The following is a 22037-nucleotide window of genomic DNA, read 5'->3' on the forward strand; positions in this document are numbered from 1 at the left end:
CTCAAAAGACCCATCCTCGCTTAATTGCCTCCTTTAGTGTTGGCCATTTCTTGTCTTTTTCCGAGACTATTGGATTATCAACGGGCCAGTTTATGCCTAACTCTGGGTCGTTCCAGATTATTCCGCCTTCATAATCTGGTGCATAGACGTTGTCCACCTTGTAGACTACTTCAGCAACGTCACTCAGCACAACGAAACCATGAGCGAAGCCCCTTGGAATGTAGAGCTGCCACTTGTTGTGCTCGGAGAGTATGACCTCTATATATTTGCCAAATGTTGGCGAGTCCCTTCTTAAATCCACGGCGACATCGTAGATAACCCCTCGTATGACTCTAACAATTTTGGCCTGAGCGTAGGGCTCGCGCTGGAAGTGGAGACCTCTTAAAACACCGTATTTCGAGCGAGAGTGATTGTCTTGAATGAATTCTCCTTTTATTCCAGCTTTCTCAAAATCAGGTTTTTTGTAAGTTTCCATAAAAAAGCCCCGGTCATCTTCAAAAACACGGGGTTTGATTAGGATAACATCTGGAATTTCAAGATGTCTGAACTTGAATGACACTTTCACCACCCTATTTTCCATGGTGTTGGGTGGAGAATCTTCTCGTTTACCAGTGGCCTCCACCACCATTCGTTTTCAAGATACCACCTGACCGTCTTCTCTATGCCTTCCTCGAAGCTATACCTTGGCCTCCACTTCAAATCCCTCGTTATCTTCCACGAATCGAGCGAGTACCTTAAATCGTGTCCGGGCCTGTCTTCAACAAACTCTATTAGCGACTCATCCTTTCCGAGGAGTTTGAGAATTGTTTTAACGACTTCAATGTTTGTCTTTTCATCTCCTGCAGAGATGTTGTAAATTTCCCTTGACTCGCCCCTGAGCAGAACGGCCTCGATTGCCCTCACGTGGTCTTCGACGTAGAGCCAGTCCCTCACGTTCTCCCCGGTGCCATAAATTGGGACTTTCAGCCCCATGCTGGCCCGTATAATTGTCTTGGGGATGAGCTTTTCCGGGAACTGGTAGGGGCCGTAGTTGTTTGTACAGCGTGTTATAGATGCGTTCAAGTTGTAGGTTCTCGTCCAGCCGAGAACAAGAACATCGCTTGCGGCTTTGGTTGCGGAGTAGGGTGAAGAGGGCATCAACGCGTCCTTTTCGGTGAATGAACCCTTCACAATGTCCCCATAAACCTCATCAGTGCTGATGTGGACAAATCTAACTTCTGGATTCTCCTTTCGTATTGCTTCGAGAATCGTATAAGTGCCGATTACATTGCTCCTCAGGAAGTGCTTGGGACTTGAAATGCTCCTGTCCACGTGGCTTTCGGCGGCGAAGTTCACGATAGCGTCAACCTTCTTCACGAGTTCCCTCATCAGCTCAAAGTCCGTTATATCCCCCTTAACAAAGGTGTACCTTGGGTCGTTCTCTATATCCTTCAGGTTCGCCGGATTTGAGCCATAGCCGAGCTTGTCAAGGTTTATTACTTCCCAGTCATCGTGTTTCTCAAGTATGTAGTGGATAAAGTTACTCCCTATGAAGCCCATTCCTCCTGTTACTAGGAGTTTCATTCTTCCACCTCACAGGATTATGCGCGAGTTATCGCCTACGACGAGCTTCTTTCCAAGTGGGTGGGTTTCACTCTTTAGGATCTTAACCCTTCTCCCGATAAGGCTCTCGACGATTCTACCTGCGTTTCGTATTTCAGTATCTTGAAGCACGATGGAATCTTCTATCTCGGTGTTCTCAATAACAACGTTGTCACCAATGCTCGTGTAGGGTCCTATGTAGGAGTTCTTTATCCTGACGTTCATTCCAATAACAACAGGACCCTTTATCACCGTGTTCTCGTCTATTATGGTGCCCTTGCCAATGACAACCCTTCCATGGATTCTGGCTTTAGTTTCAACTTCGATGTTAGTTTTTATGTCATCCAGTATGAGCCTGTTTGCCTCAAGTAAATCCTCTGGTTTTCCTGTGTCCTTCCACCAGCCAGTGACTTTTGTCCAGCCCACCTTGTAGCCGTGGTCTATGAGCCATTGGATTGCGTCGGTTATTTCAAGCTCGTTTCTCCATGAGGGTTTTATGCTTCTAACGGCCTTGTGAATAATGGGCTTGAAGAAGTATATACCAACCAGCGCAAGGTTACTAGGAGGAACCTTGGGTTTTTCAACGAGTCTCTTTATTGTTTTTCCATCTTCACTCAGCTCTGCAACACCGAACTGCTGGGGATTCGGAACCTCTGTAAGGAGTATGCTCGCGTCGTAGTTTCCTTTCTCAAAGTGTTCTTTGTGTTTGACTATGCCCTCCTTGAGGATGTTGTCTCCGAGGTACATGACGAAGTCTTCATCTCCAAGGAAATCCTTGGCGACCAGAATTGCATGTGCCAGGCCTTTGGGTTCGCCTTGGTAAATGAATTCTATTTTGGCGTCCCATTTTCTGCTTAAGACTGTTTTTTTAACCTGCTCTGCGTTGGGTCCGACGATGATTCCAATTTCATCTATTCCCGCTTCTATAACGTCCTCGATAGCGTAGAACAGGACTGGCTTGTTGGCGACGGGAATCAGTTGCTTCTGTTGGGAATAAGTTAGGGGTCTTAACCGAGTGCCGTAACCACCTGAAAGGATAAGAGCTTTCATGACTTTCCCCCCGAGTTATTTATCATTGGGTTATTTTGGAGATTCCTTGTTTATGTGATGTGGTTTCTACTAAAAACTTATCCTTCTTAATCAACTGCTAAACCTTTTAATGAGTCTTGCTATGAGACCTGCCCTTACGCCAAACTTTTTTTCAGCAAGTTTTATTATATCAACGTCAACTTTGTCGAAGGCTCCACTAACGAGAATAACTGCATAGAATGTAAGGGACACCAAAAACGTGTACATAACTGCGGAGAATATGCTCTCCGCTTTAAGGAAAAGTGCAACCCCTGTCATGGCGATTCCCGTTATGAGAATTTTTACGTAATTCTTCTCAAAGGGGTGTATCCCTCGATTGGCAAGCACTATGCTTTTATATATATTGGCGACAACATATGAAACTGCCGTGGCTATTGAGGCACCTACCATTCCATAGAGCGGTATCAAGATGTAGTTCAGAACTATGTTAAGCGTTGCCCCTATGAGGTTTCCCTTCATATCCTCACTAGGTTTCCCCATCGTGATTAGGGTTAACCCGTTGGGACCAACTATCGAGTGGAACATGAAGCCAACAGCCAGGATTATCATAGGTTTCCAGGCAGATACGTACTGTTCCCCGAAGAACGTCCTCAGAACAGGTATTGGGTAGGCAACTATGAGTATAAACAACGGGAACGTTAGAAGAACCACCCATTTTGTTATTGAAACGTAGAACTTTCTGATTTTTTCGATTTCACCCCTTGAGTAAAAACCCGTTGTAAGTGCGGTGTATATGACTGTAAAAGAGGCTAGAAACACTGGTATGAACCTCGTTATTGGGCCCGCGGCGTTGTAAATTCCGACTATTTTATCCCCCAAGAAGTGCCCGAGCATTAAAGTGTCGGTCCATGTCATTATGAATGCAACCAGATTGGAGGCCATGAGGGGTATTGAAAAGAGAACCAGGAGCTTGGCGAGTTCTTTTGAGAACATTAACCCTCCCGGCAGGATGTTTTTTCTGAGAAGGTCCTCCGTGAGAACTGTGAGAAGAATGAGATACGTCGTTAGGAATGCGATTGGAACGTAGGTTATTTTTCCTGCCACGAGGATTACGATAACAGTCAGGAGAAAGTACGTCAGCGGCATGCCTATCTTTCCGTAGAACAGAAATTCCCTGACCCTACCAAACCCTTGTGTTGTGGCTATCATTATATTAAAAACAGCGTTCAGGGGAAGTGCAAGGGCCAGAACTCCCAGCATTTCTGTGAAGAGCTCCCCTCCCCCGATGTACGCCGGTAAAATACCCTTTATAACCTCAAGAACCAGCAGGCCTCCGGTGGAAGTCAGGGTTATCAGAATCAGCCCCGTGGATATGAGCTCTGGCGTTTTTTCCCTTCTGGTGTTGAGAAAATAGGAGACCTGCCTCTGGATTCCCATGGGAAAGCCCAGCATGACAACAACGAGGGTTATCGTGAAAACGGTCATCGCCAAGTTGTAGGTTCCATACTCCTTGGGACCGAAATATCGGCCTATCACGGCCCTCACTAGAAATCCTAACACCGCCGAGACAACCATTCCAACCAATGCTATTGCCCCGCCTCTCGCGGCCCTTCCAAGCTCGGTTACAACCTCGTCGCTCATGTTCTCACCGTCACGTGAGCCTTTTGATTACTATTGCCAGCCCAATGAGGAGTATTATCAGATTAATGGCCTTTTTCAGTTTTTCCTTATCAACCCAGGCATTGACGTGCGTTCCGAGGTAGACTCCTGGGATGGTTCCAATGATAAGTGCTCCGGCTAGGAAGTAATCAACACTCCCCATACTCGCGTAGCTCAGGAAACTCATTGCCGACAACACCAGCCCATAGAGAATCGTCGTCCCGACGACTTCCTTGGGGTTAATACGTGCGATGTTCATAAGGGTGAAGCTGACTATTACCCCAGCCCCAACGGAGGTGAACTGAACCGTTAAACCAACGATGAAGCCGAGAAGATAAACGTAGGCCCACCTCGGCTTTACAGGAACCTTTATTTCTCCTTTCAGGATTCCCAGCGTTGCAGTTATTATTAGAATCGACCCGAGAACGAGCGTTAGGTAATGGTTGAGGATTTCCGTTGGAATGTGTCTCACGGCGTAGCTCCCTATGAGAACCGCCGGAACGCTTCCTGCAAGGAGCCGGAAGGCTATGTCCTTCCTCACGTGCCCCCTCTTCCCGTGGAAGAAAACTCCAAAGACCCTTGTGACGGTAGCGTAGAGCAAATCGGTTCCAACGGCCGTTAAGGGCTGGACGCCAAGAAAAATGAGGGTGGGCGTCATCAGCGAACCCCCGCCCACGCCGGTGAGACCTATGAGGAACCCAACGATGAAACCCAGAACGATGAACGTTATCACTAAACCACCTCACAGGTAACCGAGCTCCCTGACCTTCTCTATTACTGCATCTACCTCCTCCTCTGGTGTCATCTTTGAGCTGTCCACCTTTACCTCCGGGTTCTCAGGCTCCTCATAAACCCCGTCATAACCTGTTAGACCTCTAATTTCACCCTTGATGGCCTTTGCGTAGAGTCCCTTGGGGTCGCGCTGGATTCTGACCTCCAGGGGGGCGTAAACGTAGACTTCGATGAAATTCCCTATCTCCTTCCTCGCGTACTCGCGGACGGCTTTGTAGGGTGAGATTAACGAGACTATCGCTATAACCCCGTTCCTGCTGAGTAACTTTGCCATGTGGATGACAACTCGGTTGTGCAACTCTCTGGCCTCTCTGGAGAACCCAAGGTTCGGGTAGAGTGTCTTCCTGATTGTGTCGCCATCGAGTATTTCAACGCGGTAGCCCATCTCCTTTAATCTTTTTGCGAGTTTCACCGCTAGAGTTGTCTTTCCTGCACCGCTTGGGCCTGTAAGCCATATCGTGAAGCCTCTCTCAAGGTTCTTCATTTTTATCCCCAGTATTAAGCCCATTAAGGACTTAAAAAATTAAGGGACTCACGGGAGGATGCTTTGTCCCCTCAGCCTCTCCGCCTCCTCCCTCAGGCCAAAGAGGTTAAGTACTGTTGGTGCAACATCGTAGATTGTGAGCTGTGTCTGCTTCTTCTCATCTAATCCGGGCAGGTAGAGCGAGAATACGCCAACCTCTGAGTGGTTGGCATCATCTGGACCGGTATCGTTCTCCGGGAGATAGTTGCTCTCCCAGCCGACGGTTCCAGCGGCACGCCAGTTCAGGTTGTCGAAGTAGACCATTATGTCAGGCTTGCTACCCCTGGTGACAGGATAGATATCCTCTGGATAGTAAACTCTGTTGTCCCACTTCTCGCCGTTTGGCCCCCTAATTGAGCGTATAAGCTCAGCAACCTCGTCCCTTACCTCATCGAATTTGCTCTTCGGAACCTTTCCGAAGAGCTCCCTGCCCTTTACGTTGAGGAAAACTCTGGAGTAGTAGCCGCCCCATCCCCACGCCGTCGTTTCCTTCCAGTCCACCTTTATCTGCTCGAAGCGTTTAATCTTCCCGTCGTGGAGAACCTCCGGGTTCTTTACCTTCAGGAGACCCTCCTCGGCAAGCCACTGGTTGACGGCGAAGTTTCCGTGCATGGCCTTTATTCCGTGGTCTGAGACTATCATAACAGCGGTTTCGTCGAGGTCTATCAACTTCAGTGTCTTTCCGATTTCCCTGTCCAGAAGCTTCCAGTAGTCTGGAATAACGGTCTCGTATTTGTTCCCTTTTCCAGGATAGAGGTGGTGGTTCGGGTCGAAGTAGCGCCAGAAGGCGTGGTGAACCCTGTCGAGGCCAATCTCGACAAAGTGGAAGTAGTCCCACTCCTTCTCCTGAAGTAAGTATCTGATGACCTCAAACCTCTTCTCCGTCATCTCCCAGAGGCCTTCCTTGACTTCGTCTTTGGCCTCCTTTCTGAAGGGGACGTCGAAGATGTACTCGCCGACTAGACGTTCAATCTCACCCTTGAGCTCCTTCGGATAGGTGTAGTCCACGCTAGCATCGGGGGTTATAAAACAGCTGACGAGATGGCCTTTAATTGGCTTCGGTGGATAGGTTGGTGGGACGCCGACTATTATAGATTTCCTTCCTTTTTCGCCAAGATAATCCCAGAGGGTTGGTTCCTTCACCTTCTTACTGTGGGCAATCCAGTACTCGGTGTAGCTATAACCCCTTCTGTGTCGGAAGCCGTAGAGTCCTAGTTCACCCGGAGTCTTTCCTGTCACCATCACCATCCACATTGGAATCGTTATGGCCGGGATCCCTGTTTTCATAGGCCCATGAATCGAGCGCTCGATGAGCTTTCTGAGGTTCGGTAAATCATCGTAAAACTTCCCGAAGAGCAACTCCGGCGGAGCTGAATCGAGGCCTATGACGAAGAGCCTCTTTGTCTCGGCCATACCTTCCCTAACCTTCTCCTCAAACATCTTACCACCTCAGACGCTTTTCTATTGCATCCAAGACCATTTCAACTTTTTCTTTCTCGCAGATGCAACCGAGAACCTCTCTCTTTCCTCCAGCGTTGGTGCCAAGTTGTTTAACTTCCTTTATTATACTGGCCATGTCGATTCTCCCTGCAATTTCGGGCGAGACCCTGAAGTAGAGCTGTGCCTTCCCGTGGAAGTCCCCGTTTATTACGATTGCTCCCTGATATCCCTTCTCCCACACGAGCTTTCTCGCGACTTTGGAGATAATGTTGAAGGGACTTTCAAACCTGACGAGGACAAAGCCTTTTCTTTCCTCTACCCTGGACATTGCATCGTCAACGGCTTTTCTTATCGCCTCGACTTTTTTAACCCATGGTTCATACTCAAGGAGGTCCCTGACGTTGTTTTCAAGGAGGACCCCAACGGCTTCCTCCACGGCTCTCCTGTCCATTGTTATGTAGTTGGAGTCGATGAGCTCTACCACCCTCAGGGCCTCTTCCTCGGACAGGCCTTCCCTTTTGAGAAGTTCCCTGACTGTATTTAACCCAAAGGCTCTCTTCCCTATATCTCCCACAACTCCAAGGGCTGTCCACGCGTTGAATAACTCGAAAAGCTCCGAAACGACGAGGGAGCACGAGGGATAGTAGTTTCCTTCAAGAGAGGGGTTTATCTGTTTTACTAGGGGGTTCTTGATTCTCCCCTGATTATGGTGGTCGATGAAGAGCGTGGGGATTTTCACATTCTTAACTTCCCCGGGAACGTTGAAATCGAGGACGTAGAGCTTTTCGGCCCTGCCTATGGCCTCCCAGATTCTCTCATCGAACCTGAACTCACCTATTGGTGCGGTTAGGTTAGTGAACTCCTCCAGTTTGAGGGCCTTAATGAGAAGGGCCGTTGAGGTTATTCCATCGGTGTCCCAGTGGTGAATGATTAGGTTCACCTAACTCACCCCGCAAAAATATATAGAAAGTTACTCAACGAACGGATTCTCGAAGCTCCTAACGACCTCATAAACTTCAGGCCTCATCATATACCCTGGAGGTTGCTCGCCAGCCATTATCATCTTCCTGAGCTTGGTTCCGCTTATGTGGACGTGGAACTCCTCACTGTGGGGGCATATCTTTGCGTTAACCATTCCACCACACTTCTTGCAGTAGAAGGCCTCCCTGATGAACATTGGGGTTATGCCAAGGTCTGGGAAGTTGTCGAACATATCCCATGCTTCGTAGGGACCGTAGTAGTCGCCAACGCCGGCATGGTCTCTTCCCACTATGAAGTGAGTTGCACCCATGTTCTTCCTCATTATCGCATGGTGGATTGCCTCTCTGGGTCCGGCGTAACGCATCTCGTAGCGAACCGTCGCAAGTGTCGCGCTGTCCTTTGGATAGTAGTGCTTGAACAAAGCTTCGTAGGCCTTTATTATGACTTCATCCTTGTAGTCGCCCTTCTTCTTTCTGCCGAGGACGGGGTTTACAAAGAGCCCGTCAACGAATGTCAAGGCCGCTTTTTGGACGTACTCGTGGCCGAGGTGCGGAACGTTCCTCGTCTGGAAGGCCACTATAGTCTTCCAGCCGAGCTCCTTGAAGAGAACCCTAGTCTCCACGGGTCTGAGCGTGTACTTGGCGAAGGGGTTCGGAACCTCGTTAAGGAGCTCAATCTCACCGCCGACAAGATAATCCCCCATCTCCATTACCCTGGCAACGCCCGGGTGCTTTATATCATCTGTCTTGAAGACCTTAACTGCAAACTCCCTCTTGTCGTATTTGTAAATCTCCTCAACGTGCATCCTCGCTATGGGGATATCCTTGTGGTAGAGTAGTATCGCGTCGCCCTCCTCGAAGTTCGGTTTCTTCACGTCCAGAACTATCGGAATCGTCCAGGGCAGGTCGTTGCTCAGGCGCATATCATCTAGAACGCTCTGGAAGTCGTCGCTTGTCAGGAAGCCCTTGAGGGGAGAGTAAACACCGTGGGCTATGTTCTCAAGGTCTATGGCCCTACCGTGCTCAATCTCAACTCTGGGATACTCGTTCTGCTCGTTTAAAATCCTCTCGCGGGTTCTCTCGGCAACTATTCTCCTCACAAGCTTTCCACCATGGGGTTTTGAAACCATTCTACCACCTCAGTTTGAGTTAAAAAGAATAGGAATCAGTCAAGGTAGCCGAGGGCACGAAGCCTCTCCTTGACCTTCTCTTCCTCCTCCTCGCTGAAGACCTCTTCCTCTTCCTCCTCGAGGCTCGCCAAGACTTCTCTAAGGACGTAGGTGACGTACTCGTCAACACTGTCAAAACCAGCCTCTTCAACGCGTTCTTTTATCCTGTCGTAGAGGCTCTTGGGTATCTTAACTTCGACGAACTCTTCCATTGACATCACCGTTACCAATACATGTGTCAATTTTTAAAGAGTTATGCTTTCCCTTGAAACCTTTTTAAGTTCTGGCCTGAACTTATACAGCGCGATGATGAGTGATGGGCGAACCGAGTGGTGAGGAAGGAAAGGTGATCGCTGAGCAACCCTTTTAAGTTTCCCTTTCAACTTTTTCAGGGATGATGAGTTCAGCCTTGTCCGAGCTGTGACGAGGGAGTGACGGACTGACCGTTCTCCTTTTAAATTGGTCTAATTGAATTCGAAAACCTAATAACCTTCAGGGTGTAAAGGAAAATTAGAAAAGTTTAAATGTTTTGTGCATATGCACAAAAAGGTGGTAACATGGAGGAAATCTACAAGCCGATTTGGGTCAGCATAATCGGCAACGTTTTCCTCGCGGTCATAAAGCTTGTGGTCGGCCTCCTTTACTCAAGCATAGCCCTCATCTCAGACGGAGTTCACTCGCTCAGCGACGTAATAACGAGCGTTGCCGGGTACTTTGGTATAAAGATTGCATCAAAACCTCCAGACCGGGACCACCCCTTCGGGCACTCCCGATTTGAGCCCCTCGTGGCTTTCCTGATAGGTGAAGCCCTTCTGGTAGTTGCTTATGAGATTGGAAGGGACTCTCTGATGAGACTTCTCCACGGCGAAAGCATAGAGGTAAACGGAATAATGCTCGGGGTAACGGTTCTCTCGATAGTGGCCAAAGAGGCAATGTTCCGTTACTCCGTTTACGTTGGCAGAAAGCTCAACAGCCAGATTCTTATTGCAGATGCCTACCACCACAGGAGCGACGTTCTGAGTAGCGTCGCTGTTCTTATTGGCCTCGGCCTTCAGAAGTTTGGGTTCTCGAGGGGCGACGCCCTTGCCGGGTTAGTCGTGGCGGTATTCCTCGTCAAGGTCTCCTTTGAAATCATACTTGAGAACGTCGGCTACCTCACCGGGAGAGCACCACCCTTTGAACTCTGTGAGGAGATTAAGAAGCGTGCCCTCAGCGTTCCAAACGTCCTTGGAATCCACGACCTGAGGGCCCACTACGTCGGAAACAAACTCCACGTCGAGCTTCACGTTGAGGTTCCCTCGACACTCTCCCTTAAGGAGGCCCACGACGTAAGCGAGGAAGTGAAGAAGAGAATAGAGGAAATCCCTGAGGTTGACAGGGTCTTCGTGCACGTGGATATAAGGGGAGTTACAAAGTGAGGATCTCCTTTAAATCTTCCAGAAACTCCTCCAGATGCTCCCTCTTCACGTGGGGCATGATGACTATTCTGATGTAACCGCGATGGGCGCTTATGCCCCAGCCCTTCCTTTTAAGCTCTTTCTCAACGGCTTCAAGGTTCTCCGTTGAGAATGAGACGATGTTTAAAACCGGCTCCCGGATTAGCCTAACGCCGGGCATCTTCTTGAGCTCCCCTGCGAACCACCGGCTCAGCTCCATCGCCTCCCTTACGATTTCCTTGTATCCTTTAAAGCCGAGGTGCTTAATCATGGCCCACACCGCTAAGGCGTTCGCCCCGGGCCTTGTTCCAGTTATGGTCGCCTGCCATATCTTGCCCCCGGCGAGATAAGGGGCTAGAACGCTTATCGCGTCTACGTATCTCCTCTCGCGGAAGATTATTCCCCCGGCTGGAATAGGCACCATGCCCATCTTATGGGGGTCTATGGTTATGCTCTTTACCCCCTTGAGCCTGAAATCAAAGTCCGGAATCTCGTAGCCGAGGGCCTTTGCGAAGGGAATCACAAAACCACCGAAGGCGGCATCCACATGTAAGGGAAGGCCGTAGTCCAAAGCTAAATCGCTCAGGGCAGGGATGTCGTCAACGACGCCCAAACCGGTTGTTCCCGCTATGCCGACTATTCCAATTGTGTTGTCGGTGATTTTGTTTTCAACGTCCTTTACGTTGACCGTGTAATCTTTATTCAGCTCGGCCCAGATGAGCTTAACGCCGAGCATCTCGCCGGCTTTGATAAACGAGAAGTGCGCGCTCTTTGGCAGGATAAGTTCCGGCTTTTCGGCATCGCTCAGATTTCGAAAGGCCCTCACAGCTAGAATGTTCGCCTCCGTTCCGCCGGAGACTATGTGGCCATGGCCCTTCTCCAGGCCGAGAAGGTTAGCTAGCATGTCAATGGCCTCTTCCTCGACTTTTCTGCTTCCGGTGTGCAAACCCGGGTCGCCGAGGTTTCTGTCTATGAACTCGGTTATGATTTTAACGGCGAAGGGGTGAGGATACGTACACATTGAACCCAGGATTTTGCCAGAATCAAACGTTAAATCCTCCCTAGTTTTCCGCCTTAGCTCCTCAAGAACCGCCTCCTCGTCCGCGCCTTTCTCCGGGAACATGCTCTCACCTGGGGGGCGTTGGGTTCACTGAATTTAAGCCTTTGCCCTTTCGATGTATTTCTTAAAGAATATCGGCGTTGTGAGTGCGGTGAGCATTGAAACTGCCACGACACTCGCGAAGAGCGTCTGGTCTATTATCCCGCTCCTTAATCCGAAGGTCAGTATTGCCAGTTCGAGGCTTCCTCTACCGCCCATGCCTATTCCGACCGTTATCGAGTCCCTCCAGTCGAGGCCCGAGAGCTTGGCACCGAGCCCACAGCCGATTAACTTTCCAAGAACGGCCGAGGCATAAAGGAGGCCGATTAAAGTCAAATTGAGGTCGTGAACCGGTGGGTTGAAGACTAGGCCAACGTAGATGAAGAAGAGCGGTATGAAGAACTCCGTAAGAACCACCTGAAGGTCCTCGATGAGTTCGTTGAGCTTAATCCTCGTTACCACGAGTGGGTCCTTCCTCTCACGAAGTCTGCTTATCGTCAGTCCCGCCAGATAGGCTCCGATAATCTGGTTTAGGCCGACCCATTCGGCTATTATAGCGAGTGTAAAGGTCAGTATGAGTGTAAACGTGAAAAAGACATTGAGGTTCCTGACGATGGAGTAAAACCATCTGGCCCTCTTAAAGACCAGCTCCGAGACGAGGAGCGTTGAACCGATGAAGACAAATATTTTCACTGTCAAAACGCCGAAGGAAACGGGGTCAAGGCTTCCCTTCGTCATGCCCGTTATTATGCCTATCAGATAGACCGCCACGATGTCATCCACGAACGCTGCTCCCATCAGAATCGAAGAGACCTCTCTCTTTACCCTCTCCTTGACGAGAACACCGCTAGTGACTTCTATCGCGGTATTGCCCAGTGTCGCACCTATGAATATCGCCGCGGCGATGCCCTTGCCGAAGAAATACACCGTGAGGAAGCCAAAGAGGAAGGAAAAAGCAACCCCGAGAATCGCGACGAGAACTGCCTTCCCCGTGTTCTGGGCTATCGCCGAGAAGTTGCTGGTCAGGCCCATGTAGAGCATCATCATTATAAGCCCGAACTCGGCCAGAACCCTGAGCTCTTCCCCGGGTTCGACTATCCCGAGGGCGAAGGGGCCGAGAACGATTCCCGTGAGAACGTGGGCTATTATCGGGTGTATTTCAATCCTCTCGAAGGCCCATTCGAGGCTCTTGGCAACGACCAAAAGAAGGGCTAGATAGCCGAGGTACACTTCATCCCCTCCTGGCAAGGAGAACTCCCACAATCCAGAGCACCATGAGGAGAAGAGCCAGCAGTGAGGCCAGAGTTACAGCGCCCCTGCTGGTGCCGAACACTATCGGGATGGGCCCTATCATTATAACTCCTCCGCCCTCGACGTTCCCTTCGCTACTGAAGGCCGAAATCAGAGTCCCTATAAACACCAGCAGGAAGCCTATGAGTATCAGCGCTATCCCGGCTCCAATGAGAACTTCTCCCCTCATCGGGATTGAGTTCAGTCCTCTGTTTTTAAACTTTCCCACCGAAGGGTTTAAAGGCCCGTTTCCAACTCCCGACATGCTTGTAATCGTTGACCTTGACGATACTCTGTGCAACACTTGGGAGGCCGGAAAGAGGACCATGCTCTGGGCCGTTCCCTTTCTCCTAAAAAAGGTGAAGCTAAGGGCTCTCCTGTACCTTGTTACTGCTAGGTATAAACAACTAGAAAACTCTGAGAAGTTTCATATTCTTGACCTTCATGAGCTCGTCGAGGAGCTTTTCAGTAGGATATACCCGGGAATAAGCAGAAAAGAGCTTGATGAGCTTGTTTCCTTTGTGGAGGAGCATTTTTTCAGGCACCTTCGCCTTTACGAAGACGCTATCCCCTTCCTTGAAGGGCTCAAAGGAATGAATGCAAAAGTTGTTCTCGTGACCGATTCCTCAACTAACTGGCAGAGGAGGAAGATTGACGTCCTCGGCATCGGCGGTTACTTTGATGACGTGATAATAAGCGGTGAAACCGGTCACAGCAAGTTCGAGGACTACAACTTTCGGCTTGCACTCAACCGCTTTCCCGACGGGGAGGTCTACGTTGTTGGGGACAGGGACGAGACGGACATGGCCGGGGCGAGGGCCATCGGTGCAGTGGGGATACTCGTGAAGAGGGGCTACTTCAGTGGAAAAAAGGTTGAAAACGCTGATTACGTCGTTAGAAACCTCCATGAGGCTCTAGAGGTGATTGAGAGTGAGCATAAAAATAGAACTGAAGCGTAAGGCGCTCCATCTCACGGGGCTAACAGTTCCGGCCGTTTACCTTCTTCTGGGCAAAGCCTACACTCTCACCTTCATAGGCATTGCCTTTGCCCTCTTTGTAATCCTAGAACCCTTCCGCGTAATCGAGGAATGGAGGGATAAAATAAAGGAGAAACTCGACCTCTACGTCTCTCCTGAGGTCGTTGAGAAGATAGAGCTTCTCGAAAACCACATCAACGACATAACTCGCGAACACGAGCGGAACCGAGTCGCGGCGCACATCTACTTCGCGGCCGCCTCGTTCATAATCGTGTACTTCTTCCCTGAGAATGTTGCCATAGGTGCCATAGCCCTCGCGACACTCGGCGACGCCCTCGCTGCCATAATCGGGAAGACCTTTGGGAGGCACCGCTTTTCAAACGGCAAAAGCGTTGAGGGAAGCCTGGCGTACTTTCTCACTGGAATGGTGATTCTGACTCCGCTCGTTGGAATTCTTCCGGCGTTGATAGGCTCCCTTGCGGGAACAATAGCGGAGTTCTACAACCTGCCTCCAGATGATAACTTCTCCAACCAGCTTGCTGTGGCCCTGGCCGTCTATTTCCTCCACCTCTGAGGGGAAAAAGTTATATCACGTTTGGTGATACTACTCTGTTGGTGAAGGCGGTGAAGTTCATCTTCGGAATCCACAACCACCAGCTCCTTGGGAACTTCGGCTGGGTTTTTGAAAATGCTTACGAAAGGGCTTACAGGCCCTTCCTTGAGACCCTTGAGGAATACCCTAACATGAAGGTTGGCGTGCACTACTCCGGCCCGCTCCTTGAGTGGATTGCCGAACACAGACCCGAGCACATAGAGCTTTTGAGAGACCTCGTTAGAAGGGGCCAGCTAGAGATAATGGTTGCCGGTTTTTATGAGCCTGTTCTAGCCTCTATCCCCGAAGAGGACAGGATAGAGCAGATTAACCTCCTCAAGGGCTTCGCAAAAAGGCTCGGCTACGATTCAAAGGGCCTCTGGCTGACTGAACGCGTCTGGGAGCCGGAACTTGTGGGGGCCTTAAAAAAGGCAGGGATAGAGTACGTAATCGTTGATGACTACCATTTCCTCAGCGCCGGCCTGCCGAAGGAAGACCTTTACTGGCCGTACTACACAGAAAACAACGGTGAGAGCATAGCTGTCTTCCCGATTGACGAGAGACTGCGCTATTTGATTCCGTTCCGCTCCTTTAAGAGGACCCTTGAGTATCTCCACTCACTTGATGACGGCGATGAGAGCAAGGTCGCCGTTTTCCACGACGATGGGGAAAAGTTCGGGGTCTGGCCGGGAACCTACGAGTGGGTCCACGAAAAAGGCTGGCTGAGGGAGTTCTTCGATGAAGTTTCGAGCGACGAAAAAATAGAGGTTCTCCTCTACTCCGAGTATCTTTCGAAGTTCAGGCCGAGGGGGCTTGTCTACCTTCCGATAGCCTCTTACTTCGAGATGAGCGAGTGGTCTCTGCCGGCTGAACAGGCGAGGCTCTTCGTTGAGTTCGTGAACTGGTTGAGGGCTCGGGGCGTTTTTGAGCGCTACCGCGTCTTCGTCCGCGGTGGTATATGGAAGAACTTCTTCTTCAAGTATCCTGAGGGCAACTTCATGCACAAGAGGATGCTCATGGTGAGTAAACTCGTAAGAAACAACCCTAAGGCGAGGCGCTTCATTCTCAGGGCCCAGTGCAATGATGCTTACTGGCACGGCATTTTTGGGGGCATTTATCTCCCCCACCTCCGCAGGGCAGTGTGGGAGAACATCATAAGGGCCAACACTTTCGTTTCCACTGGAAGCTTTGTGGGGGATATTGACTTCGATGGCAGAGATGAGGTCTTCATCGAGGGCGAGAACTTTTACTACGTCTTCAAGCCGGGCCTCGGCGGTTCCCTCGTTGAACTCAGCTCAAAAAACAAGCTCGTTAACTATGCCGATACTTTAACGAGGTGCTACGAGCACTATCACTCCGTTGGAAGTGCCGTTCCAGAAGATACCGGGGAAGGTGTTGAGAGCATCCACGAGCTCTCTGAGGGCATACCTGAGGACGTAAGAAATGAGATTGCCTACGATTCAGTTAGGAGAACCCTTCTCCAGGACAGGTTTCTGAAGCCGAAAACAACCCTTGATGCTTTCAGACTGAATCGTTATGACTCCCTGATGGACTTCTCGAACAAGCCCTACGGTTATTCCCTTGAAGACGGAAAGCTGAGGCTCCGGAGAAGCGAAAGTGAGTTTTCGGTTGTTAAAACGTTTAAGCCCACCGATGAGGGTTTTGTAGTCGAGTACTCCGTTGCCGGGTGCGGAACCTTCGCTGTCGAGCTCAACGTAGCGGTCCACAGCGTAATGGAAAGTCCGGAGGAGCTTCACGGTTCCGGGATTGAGGTTAATGACAGATACGCCGTCGGCAGATTCTCCATCGAGCTCGATAGTGAGGCAAGGATATGGAAGTTCCCGGTAAAAACGCTGAGCAAAAGCGAAAGGGGATGGGACTTCATACAGCAGGGGGTGAGCTACACCTTCCTGTTTCCTGTTGAGGGGACACGGTCTTTTTCAGTAGCATTCAGAGAGCTCTAGGCTCGGATTGTAAGGCCCTCTGCGTCCCTTTTTATTGACTTGACGACCTTAAACTCTCCTATTCTTCCGTGGGAGGATACCCTTATGATTGTTGTCGCGATGTCCTCGATAAGGTTGAGGAGGTACCTGTGTTCTTCTCCGAGGAGGGGTGCTTTTATGAGATGTACTGTAAGTCTATCCCTGTTGCCAACGTACTCTGAGAGCAGACTGAGCGCCAAATGAACGCTCTTAGGTAGTACGTCCGATGTTACAAAGAGCTTCTCCACTCCCAGGGCAATGGTTAAAACCGGCGAGTTCTCCTTTAGGAATCTCTCATACGCCTCCTTGAACTTCCCAATTAAAATGACGGGCTCGGTCAAGTCGCTTATCCAGGCTATAACGTTTCCCCTTTTTACACGTCCTCCTACTTTTATCACATCGGTTGTGTCAAAACACTCACAGTCCAGACCGGCGAGCCTTGCCTTTGAAGTAAGTATGTGGAATGAATCGACGACGTCAACTATGAGCACGGTATAACCCTTCGAACGGCCCCAGCTCATAAGCTGGTGGAGTCCAAAGTACTGGTCTTTCAAATCCATTCTCTCCACGAGGACTATCTCCCCCAGTTGAAGTGAATCCCAGAGCTCTCTCATCAGGTCCCCTGTTGTCATTATAGTCTCCCTCCAAGCTGAGACTTATCATTTTTCTTTTTTTACATTTAGGTATATAAAAAATTCGAAATACCATCATCGCTGGAAATATGTCCGGGCCTCAGATAGGGTGGCCATCGTCACATTTCGGGGCCCGAAATTTTCATCATCGACTCACCCTGAAGTTTATCGGCTTCTCCAACCTCCAGAACCTGCAGAAGGAACAGACCTCACCGCTCGACGGCATGCCGCAGATTTTACACTCCCTTAGTTCTGCTTCATATAGTTCTGCCTCAAAGAGGTGCTTTTTCCTCAGGAAGCCCTTGACGAAGTTTATCTTCGTTCCGGGCCTCTTCTCCTCCATCTCGTTGAGTATCTCCTTGTACTCGATTGTCGTGGCACCCACTGCGTGGGGGCACTCCTCCATCATGTAGTCTATTCCGCTCGCCAAAGCGTATGCAACGACTTCCCTCTCTGTGACCTCGTAGAGCGGCTTGACCTTCTTCACGAGCTTGCCGTTGAACTGGCTCGGCGTTACGGGCCCCTGCTTCGCTAAATACTGAGTATTCCAGTGCATCATGTTGCTGAAGATGAAGCTCGCCTCGTCGTCGAGGTTGTGGCCGGTGGCAACGACGTCGAATCCGTTGTCGTAGGCGAACTTGTTGAAGATGTAGCGCTTCGTTAAGCCACAGTAGGAGCAGGTAGGTCTACGCGTCCTCACCTCGCCTATGCCCTTACCGAGCAGTTCCTTGACGCGGACGATGTGGAGAGGGGCACCTATCTTCTCGCACTGCCTCTTTGCATACTCCTCGCTCTTCTCACTGTACTTGCCAATGCCGAGGTTTATGTGGAGGCACTCGATGTTGTAGCCGAGCTTTTTAAGGATGTAGGCGGTAACGGCTGAGTCCTTTCCGCCCGAGACGACCACCAGAACCTTCTCATCAGGTTTCAGCATCTTGTATCTCTCTATCGTCCGCTTTACCTTTCTCTCAAAGTATTCCTTGAAGTGCTCCTCACAGAGGTACATTTTTGGGTAGTGGAGCTTGATAAAGGCTGGTTTATCACAGAACTTGCATTTCACGGGCATTTTCTCTCCACCGGAAATAGGGGAGGAGGGGGGCTTTTAACGTTAACCTTCTGGTTGACTTAACTTCGTCTCTTCCTAACAAAAAACATGGTGCCCACCACAATAATCACTATCAGTCCGGGTCCGCAGATGCTCTTTTTGCTGGAAGTTTGAGGTGAGGGCGATGTTTTGTTCGTTTTTTCAATGGTGTTCGTGGAAGAACGAGTGGTGCTCCCCTGGGCAGACGTTTGAGTCTTGGTTTCGTTCAAAGTGGTATTCTCCCGGGGGGCAGTTGACTTGCAGACCGTTACATTTACGATTTTAACACTCTTAGGAAACCAAAAAATGGGCACGGCGGTGTTTGGTGGGAGTCTGTTGAAAAAGTCCTCTAGAGTGGTGTTCATGTTCAGGTAGATCACGGTTACATTTCTTGTGTGATTTCCCCGTCTGAGAGTGAAATAAACTGGAAAGACGCTTGAATTTGCTAAAATAACAGATGGACAACATTCATGGGCCCAGCACCATGCGTTCTTGCTCATCGTGACACATATGTCATTCATCGGTGTTTCAATCTGCCAGCCGTTTATCACTGCGGTGGAGGTACCATTTTTTGAAAGTTGGGACCAGTTACGGCCAACTGGTTCAACGCAAAAATTCCTCTGGTTAAACTTATAGACCTTCTCGATACCCTCAGATGAATCCTGAGGGTAAGCCGTTATATTCAAATACCAGCTCCTGTTAACGAAAACTACCCCGTTATAGTCCACGAACGTTGAGTTCGTTGCTTTTGTAAAGTCCAAAGAGTATCGTCGAGAGCCGTTGAAATAGAGTAGAGATCCGCCTATGGGCGTCATGTCAAAGTCATAGCAAAAGCCAGCCTTGCACACGGGCGCATATTGGAAAAGTTGAAGATAAACGAAAGCATCACTTCCGCTTGATATAACGGAGTATTCAATCCTGTAAACGTAATCCTCTAATGGGCCATGCTTCAAGTCCACGTTGTTGCAGGTTTCGTTTGAGGCTTGAGCTGGAACAACGCTGAGAAGGAAAATTAGGGATATGAAAACGGCCTCAAACGTACGGTTCATTGAGTTCCCTCCGGCATTGCTCTTGGAGGGTGTCTATTACTTTGAAATCTGTGCTGAAGTAGTATGCTAAGTTTGATGGTTTCCATCCGATATCGCTTAGTGCTTTAACGTAATCCAGGGCGTAATCAATCGCCTTCTGTGGCTGGTGTTCCCTGCAGTGCTCATAACACTTTTCAAGGTTGCAGTCGCACTTCATGTTCTCAGGGCAATTATGTCCATTGTCACAGTTGCAGGGAATTCCCAGTATGGTCCTGTCGGCTTCCATTTCTATCGAAATTTCTGTGTTTGGGTTTTTAATGTTCCTTGGGAGTTCTTCATAAAACCAGCGGATCTTCTCGACTAACTTCTCGTATGAGTACGGAAACGTTTGTTTATGCCCGTTAATGTACTCAATACAGACACTGTTCTGATAGTAGTTAGGCTGAATGAACACATAGTCAAAATAACCACCAATATTGAGAATTCCATCGAAAGACTCCTCACGCAAGTAGGTTACACCCCTATCCCTAGTCGCCGGAATCCAAATTAGTTCCAGCCCATTGCTGTGAATGTAGTTGCTCATGTACTGGATGAACTCCTTCGTAACGTGGGCTCCATCGTAAGAGGTAGTCTGAAGGCAACTCTCGTAACTCCAGTAGAATCCAGTAGGGTCAGTGTTATCAACGCTTGGAACACCATCAATCCAGCCCTTGTAATATGAGTTCGCGCCAGAGTACTCAAACGGCATCTGCACTTGATCCCGTGGAAATCCCTCGGGGCGGCTAAAGGGTATTGTTATATACAATGGCATCCCGTATATGTGGTTGGATACCCATCTTGCAAATTCCCTTCCATCGTTGTATCCCGAATTATAAAATGGTCCGCTGTACTTAATCCCCTTCCCTTCTCCGCTGAGAACGACAACCCTATCGAAGCCCCTCTCCCTGAAGTCCTCGACGGTGGCTTTTCTATTTCCGACAGTCATCCGTGACTCGTAGTCAGAACCATTCCACCGAACCCACCACAAACCAAACTTCGACATAAAGAATCACCAATTTCAAGTAGTTAATTAATATATAAAAACCCTATGGTCAAACAAACACTCTTAAAACAAACAAAAAGTTCCAAAACAATCAAATGTAATAAAAAGTAAAGGATTACAACGCCCTTTCCATGAATTCAGATTCACGCTTCCATCCCCTCAATTTTCTCCTTCCAGTTCCCCGGCTTCCTGAAGTCCTTCTCAGCGTAGAGGCCCTCCTTCTTCAGTATCCCGCGAGCCGCAAGAAGGCCAGTTGCCGCGGCATTAACGATGTCCCTGCTCAAACCGGCGCCGTCTCCAGCGGCGAAAATTCCTTCGATACTAGTTTCGAGGTTCTCATCGACCTCGACTTTCATCGCGTAGTATTTTATCTCCGGTGCATAGAGTAGCGTATGGTCGCTCGCCACTCCAGGGAGAACGCGGTCGAGCTTCTCCAAGCCCTCGATGATGTTGGTGACAACGCGGTGGGGCAGGGCCATCGCTATGTCCCCTGGAGTTACGTTCTTCAGCGTCGGCTCGACGTCGCTCCTCCTTATCCTCGTCCATGTGCTCCTCCTCCCCCTCCTCAAATCTCCGAGGCGCTGGATTAGTGGCTTGCCCCCACCTATGGTCGTTGCCAGCTGGGCTATGCTCTTCCCGTAGGCCGTTGTGTCTTCCACTGGCTCCGTCAGCTCAATCCTGCTCAGGAAGGCGAAGTTAGTGTTGTTGCTCTTCTTCTCGTGCATCGAGTGGCCGTTAACACCGACGTAGCCGTCGTAGCGCTCCTCGACGACGAAACCGTTCGGGTTTGTGCAGAAGGTTCTCACAAAGTCGTCGTAGGTGTCGGTATAGATGTGGAACTTAGGGTCGTGGTTTATGCTCGTTATCGGCTCCATCACTATTGCCGGAACCTCTACCCTAACTCCAACGTCAATCGGCCCGTGCCTCGCTTTCAGCCCTATTTTTTGGGCAACCTCGTGGAACCAGTCAGCACCACCTCTGCCGGGGGCAACTATAATGTATCTCGCCTTAATCTCGAAGACGTCCTTTCCGCGCCTGACTTTAACCCATCCCTGGCTGAACTCCAGAGCTTTGGTCCATAGAAGGAACTTCACACCTTTGCTTTCCAGGTGCTTCTTTATGTCTTCTATAACCTCGGGCGTTCTGTCCGAGCCGATATGACGCTGAATTATCGGGATGAACTTTACTCCAGCCTGAGCCGCCCTCTGCTCCCAGTAGCGAACCTGCTCCTGCTTTCCCTTGAAGAGGTTCCCCGGGGCTTTGTGCTTCAGGAAAATCTGGTCTACTTCCCAGACGAGCTGCCAGGCGTAGTTTTCATCGCCCGTCAGCTCGCTTAAATCACCGCCTATGTCCGGGCGGAGGTTTATCGTTCCGTCGCTTAATCCACCGGCACCGCCGACGCCACTCATTATGTGGCAGGGCTTACACTCTATACAGTAGCCGAGCTCGAACATCGGACAGACGCGCTGTTTGACGTCACCACCTTCGTCGATGACGAGAACACTTAGCTTACTCTTTTCTGAAAGCTCGTAAGCCGCGAAAAGGCCGGCCGGTCCGGCACCGATAATCACAACGTCGTAGAACCTTCCTCTTCCTTCACCGGAAACCATATTTCCCTTACCGAGTTCTATGGCTTCGCCCTTAAAAAGCTTTTGGCAAGTTTTTGGTTAATTATGGGCTATCTTTATCTCAAGTTTAACTT

Annotated in this window: 22 protein-coding genes; 4 read left to right on the plus strand and 18 right to left on the minus strand. The window is 49.7% G+C overall.

Translation table 11 applies throughout. The features are described 5' to 3' along the window. Position 1: 1 nt before the first annotated feature. The 10 genes from rfbC to F7B33_RS03680 all read right to left on the minus strand — a co-directional run bounded on the left by rfbC (position 2) and on the right by F7B33_RS03680 (position 9391). Positions 2-559, minus strand: coding sequence for a dTDP-4-dehydrorhamnose 3,5-epimerase (gene rfbC / locus F7B33_RS03635; protein WP_366927516.1), 558 nt, complete (start codon positions 557-559; stop codon positions 2-4). A gap of 2 nt (positions 560-561) precedes the next feature. After that, the gene (rfbB, locus tag F7B33_RS03640) at positions 562-1563 is read right to left on the minus strand and encodes a dTDP-glucose 4,6-dehydratase (RefSeq protein ID WP_297073148.1); all 1002 of its coding nucleotides are present in this window, start codon (positions 1561-1563) and stop codon (positions 562-564) included. Between the two features lie 9 nt (positions 1564-1572). Beyond that, the gene (locus F7B33_RS03645; protein ID WP_297073149.1) at positions 1573-2631 is read right to left on the minus strand and encodes a glucose-1-phosphate thymidylyltransferase; all 1059 of its coding nucleotides are present in this window, start codon (positions 2629-2631) and stop codon (positions 1573-1575) included. A gap of 90 nt (positions 2632-2721) precedes the next feature. Beyond that, positions 2722-4251: a flippase gene (locus F7B33_RS03650; protein WP_297073151.1), complete on the minus strand. Its 1530-nt coding sequence runs from the start codon at positions 4249-4251 to the stop codon at positions 2722-2724. A 10-nt stretch (positions 4252-4261) separates the two neighbouring features. Continuing rightward, positions 4262-5002 (minus strand): sulfite exporter TauE/SafE family protein, encoded by a 741-nt coding sequence (locus tag F7B33_RS03655; protein ID WP_297073153.1) that lies wholly within the window; start codon positions 5000-5002, stop codon positions 4262-4264. Between the two features lie 9 nt (positions 5003-5011). Beyond that, positions 5012-5545 carry an adenylyl-sulfate kinase gene (gene cysC / locus F7B33_RS03660; protein ID WP_297066191.1) on the minus strand — a complete coding sequence of 178 codons (534 nt, stop codon included), beginning with the start codon at positions 5543-5545 and terminating at the stop codon, positions 5012-5014. 48 nt (positions 5546-5593) lie between these two features. After that, a complete protein-coding gene (locus F7B33_RS03665; RefSeq protein ID WP_297073155.1) occupies positions 5594-7024 on the minus strand; it encodes an alkaline phosphatase family protein in 1431 nt (476 codons plus the stop codon). Position 7025: 1 nt separating this feature from the next. After that, positions 7026-7964: a DHH family phosphoesterase gene (locus F7B33_RS03670; protein ID WP_297066186.1), complete on the minus strand. Its 939-nt coding sequence runs from the start codon at positions 7962-7964 to the stop codon at positions 7026-7028. Positions 7965-7994: 30 nt separating this feature from the next. Further along, positions 7995-9134: a sulfate adenylyltransferase gene (gene sat / locus F7B33_RS03675; RefSeq protein WP_297066185.1), complete on the minus strand. Its 1140-nt coding sequence runs from the start codon at positions 9132-9134 to the stop codon at positions 7995-7997. 35 nt (positions 9135-9169) lie between these two features. Beyond that, entirely contained in the window at positions 9170-9391 is a 222-nt protein-coding gene (locus F7B33_RS03680) for a CopG family transcriptional regulator (protein WP_297066196.1), read from the minus strand. 339 nt (positions 9392-9730) lie between these two features. Here F7B33_RS03680 and F7B33_RS03685 point away from each other — a divergent pair, with 339 nt between their 5' ends. Beyond that, positions 9731-10591, plus strand: a complete 861-nt coding sequence (locus F7B33_RS03685) for a cation diffusion facilitator family transporter (RefSeq protein ID WP_297073157.1) — start codon at positions 9731-9733, stop codon at positions 10589-10591. Here the strand turns inward: F7B33_RS03685 and mfnA are convergent. Genes mfnA through F7B33_RS03700 form a run of 3 tightly spaced genes read right to left on the minus strand, consistent with a single transcriptional unit; the run spans position 10581 to position 13188 of the window. Beyond that, positions 10581-11732: a tyrosine decarboxylase MfnA gene (mfnA, locus tag F7B33_RS03690; protein ID WP_297066182.1), complete on the minus strand. Its 1152-nt coding sequence runs from the start codon at positions 11730-11732 to the stop codon at positions 10581-10583. The two genes, F7B33_RS03685 and mfnA, sit on opposite strands and share 11 nt — an antisense overlap. Before the next feature lie 33 nt (positions 11733-11765). Then, positions 11766-12938, minus strand: coding sequence for a cation:proton antiporter (locus F7B33_RS03695; protein WP_297066179.1), 1173 nt, complete (start codon positions 12936-12938; stop codon positions 11766-11768). A 1-nt stretch (position 12939) separates the two neighbouring features. After that, positions 12940-13188: a TIGR00304 family protein gene (locus F7B33_RS03700; RefSeq protein WP_297066176.1), complete on the minus strand. Its 249-nt coding sequence runs from the start codon at positions 13186-13188 to the stop codon at positions 12940-12942. A 73-nt stretch (positions 13189-13261) separates the two neighbouring features. On the opposite strand from F7B33_RS03700, the gene F7B33_RS03705 reads away from it, so the two are divergent. From F7B33_RS03705 to F7B33_RS03715, 3 genes are read left to right on the plus strand one after another with little or no spacing between them, the layout of a single operon-like run. Then, positions 13262-13957, plus strand: coding sequence for an HAD family hydrolase (locus F7B33_RS03705; RefSeq protein WP_297073159.1), 696 nt, complete (start codon positions 13262-13264; stop codon positions 13955-13957). After that, entirely contained in the window at positions 13929-14549 is a 621-nt protein-coding gene (locus tag F7B33_RS03710; RefSeq protein ID WP_297073161.1) for a diacylglycerol/polyprenol kinase family protein, read from the plus strand. Before F7B33_RS03705 ends, F7B33_RS03710 begins: the two co-directional genes overlap by 29 nt. A 41-nt stretch (positions 14550-14590) precedes the next feature. Then, positions 14591-16531 carry an alpha-amylase/4-alpha-glucanotransferase domain-containing protein gene (locus tag F7B33_RS03715; protein ID WP_297073163.1) on the plus strand — a complete coding sequence of 647 codons (1941 nt, stop codon included), beginning with the start codon at positions 14591-14593 and terminating at the stop codon, positions 16529-16531. Here F7B33_RS03715 and F7B33_RS03720 read toward each other — a convergent pair. The 5 genes from F7B33_RS03720 to F7B33_RS03740 form a co-directional block, all read right to left on the minus strand. After that, on the minus strand, positions 16528-17163 hold the full coding sequence (locus F7B33_RS03720; RefSeq protein WP_297066164.1) for a DUF257 family protein: 636 nt from the start codon (positions 17161-17163) through the stop codon (positions 16528-16530). The two genes, F7B33_RS03715 and F7B33_RS03720, sit on opposite strands and share 4 nt — an antisense overlap. A 163-nt stretch (positions 17164-17326) precedes the next feature. Then, the gene (locus tag F7B33_RS03725; protein WP_297073165.1) at positions 17327-18247 is read right to left on the minus strand and encodes a TIGR00269 family protein; all 921 of its coding nucleotides are present in this window, start codon (positions 18245-18247) and stop codon (positions 17327-17329) included. A 59-nt stretch (positions 18248-18306) separates the two neighbouring features. Next, the gene (locus F7B33_RS03730) at positions 18307-19314 is read right to left on the minus strand and encodes a hypothetical protein (RefSeq protein WP_297073167.1); all 1008 of its coding nucleotides are present in this window, start codon (positions 19312-19314) and stop codon (positions 18307-18309) included. Beyond that, entirely contained in the window at positions 19298-20335 is a 1038-nt protein-coding gene (locus F7B33_RS03735; protein ID WP_297073170.1) for a DUF4855 domain-containing protein, read from the minus strand. Before F7B33_RS03735 ends, F7B33_RS03730 begins: the two co-directional genes overlap by 17 nt. Positions 20336-20478: 143 nt before the next feature. After that, a complete protein-coding gene (locus F7B33_RS03740; protein WP_297073172.1) occupies positions 20479-21945 on the minus strand; it encodes an NAD(P)/FAD-dependent oxidoreductase in 1467 nt (488 codons plus the stop codon). Positions 21946-22037: the final 92 nt, after the last annotated feature.

The organism is Thermococcus sp. (assembly GCF_015523185.1).
Taxonomy (GTDB): Archaea; Methanobacteriota_B; Thermococci; order Thermococcales; family Thermococcaceae; genus Thermococcus.

Coding starts and splice junctions, on each gene's coding strand:
- rfbB (WP_297073148.1), bottom strand. CDS start 1,563: ATGAAACTCCTAGTAACAGGAGGAATGGGCTTCATAGGGAGTAACTTT.
- F7B33_RS03645 (WP_297073149.1), bottom strand. CDS start 2,631: ATGAAAGCTCTTATCCTTTCAGGTGGTTACGGCACTCGGTTAAGACCC.
- F7B33_RS03650 (WP_297073151.1), bottom strand. CDS start 4,251: ATGAGCGACGAGGTTGTAACCGAGCTTGGAAGGGCCGCGAGAGGCGGG.
- cysC (WP_297066191.1), bottom strand. CDS start 5,545: ATGAAGAACCTTGAGAGAGGCTTCACGATATGGCTTACAGGCCCAAGC.
- F7B33_RS03665 (WP_297073155.1), bottom strand. CDS start 7,024: ATGTTTGAGGAGAAGGTTAGGGAAGGTATGGCCGAGACAAAGAGGCTC.
- sat (WP_297066185.1), bottom strand. CDS start 9,134: ATGGTTTCAAAACCCCATGGTGGAAAGCTTGTGAGGAGAATAGTTGCC.
- F7B33_RS03680 (WP_297066196.1), bottom strand. CDS start 9,391: ATGTCAATGGAAGAGTTCGTCGAAGTTAAGATACCCAAGAGCCTCTAC.
- F7B33_RS03685 (WP_297073157.1), top strand. CDS start 9,731: ATGGAGGAAATCTACAAGCCGATTTGGGTCAGCATAATCGGCAACGTT.
- mfnA (WP_297066182.1), bottom strand. CDS start 11,732: ATGTTCCCGGAGAAAGGCGCGGACGAGGAGGCGGTTCTTGAGGAGCTA.
- F7B33_RS03700 (WP_297066176.1), bottom strand. CDS start 13,188: ATGAGGGGAGAAGTTCTCATTGGAGCCGGGATAGCGCTGATACTCATA.
- F7B33_RS03705 (WP_297073159.1), top strand. CDS start 13,262: ATGCTTGTAATCGTTGACCTTGACGATACTCTGTGCAACACTTGGGAG.
- F7B33_RS03720 (WP_297066164.1), bottom strand. CDS start 17,163: ATGAGAGAGCTCTGGGATTCACTTCAACTGGGGGAGATAGTCCTCGTG.
- F7B33_RS03725 (WP_297073165.1), bottom strand. CDS start 18,247: ATGCCCGTGAAATGCAAGTTCTGTGATAAACCAGCCTTTATCAAGCTC.
- F7B33_RS03730 (WP_297073167.1), bottom strand. CDS start 19,314: ATGAACCGTACGTTTGAGGCCGTTTTCATATCCCTAATTTTCCTTCTC.
- F7B33_RS03735 (WP_297073170.1), bottom strand. CDS start 20,335: ATGTCGAAGTTTGGTTTGTGGTGGGTTCGGTGGAATGGTTCTGACTAC.
- F7B33_RS03740 (WP_297073172.1), bottom strand. CDS start 21,945: ATGGTTTCCGGTGAAGGAAGAGGAAGGTTCTACGACGTTGTGATTATC.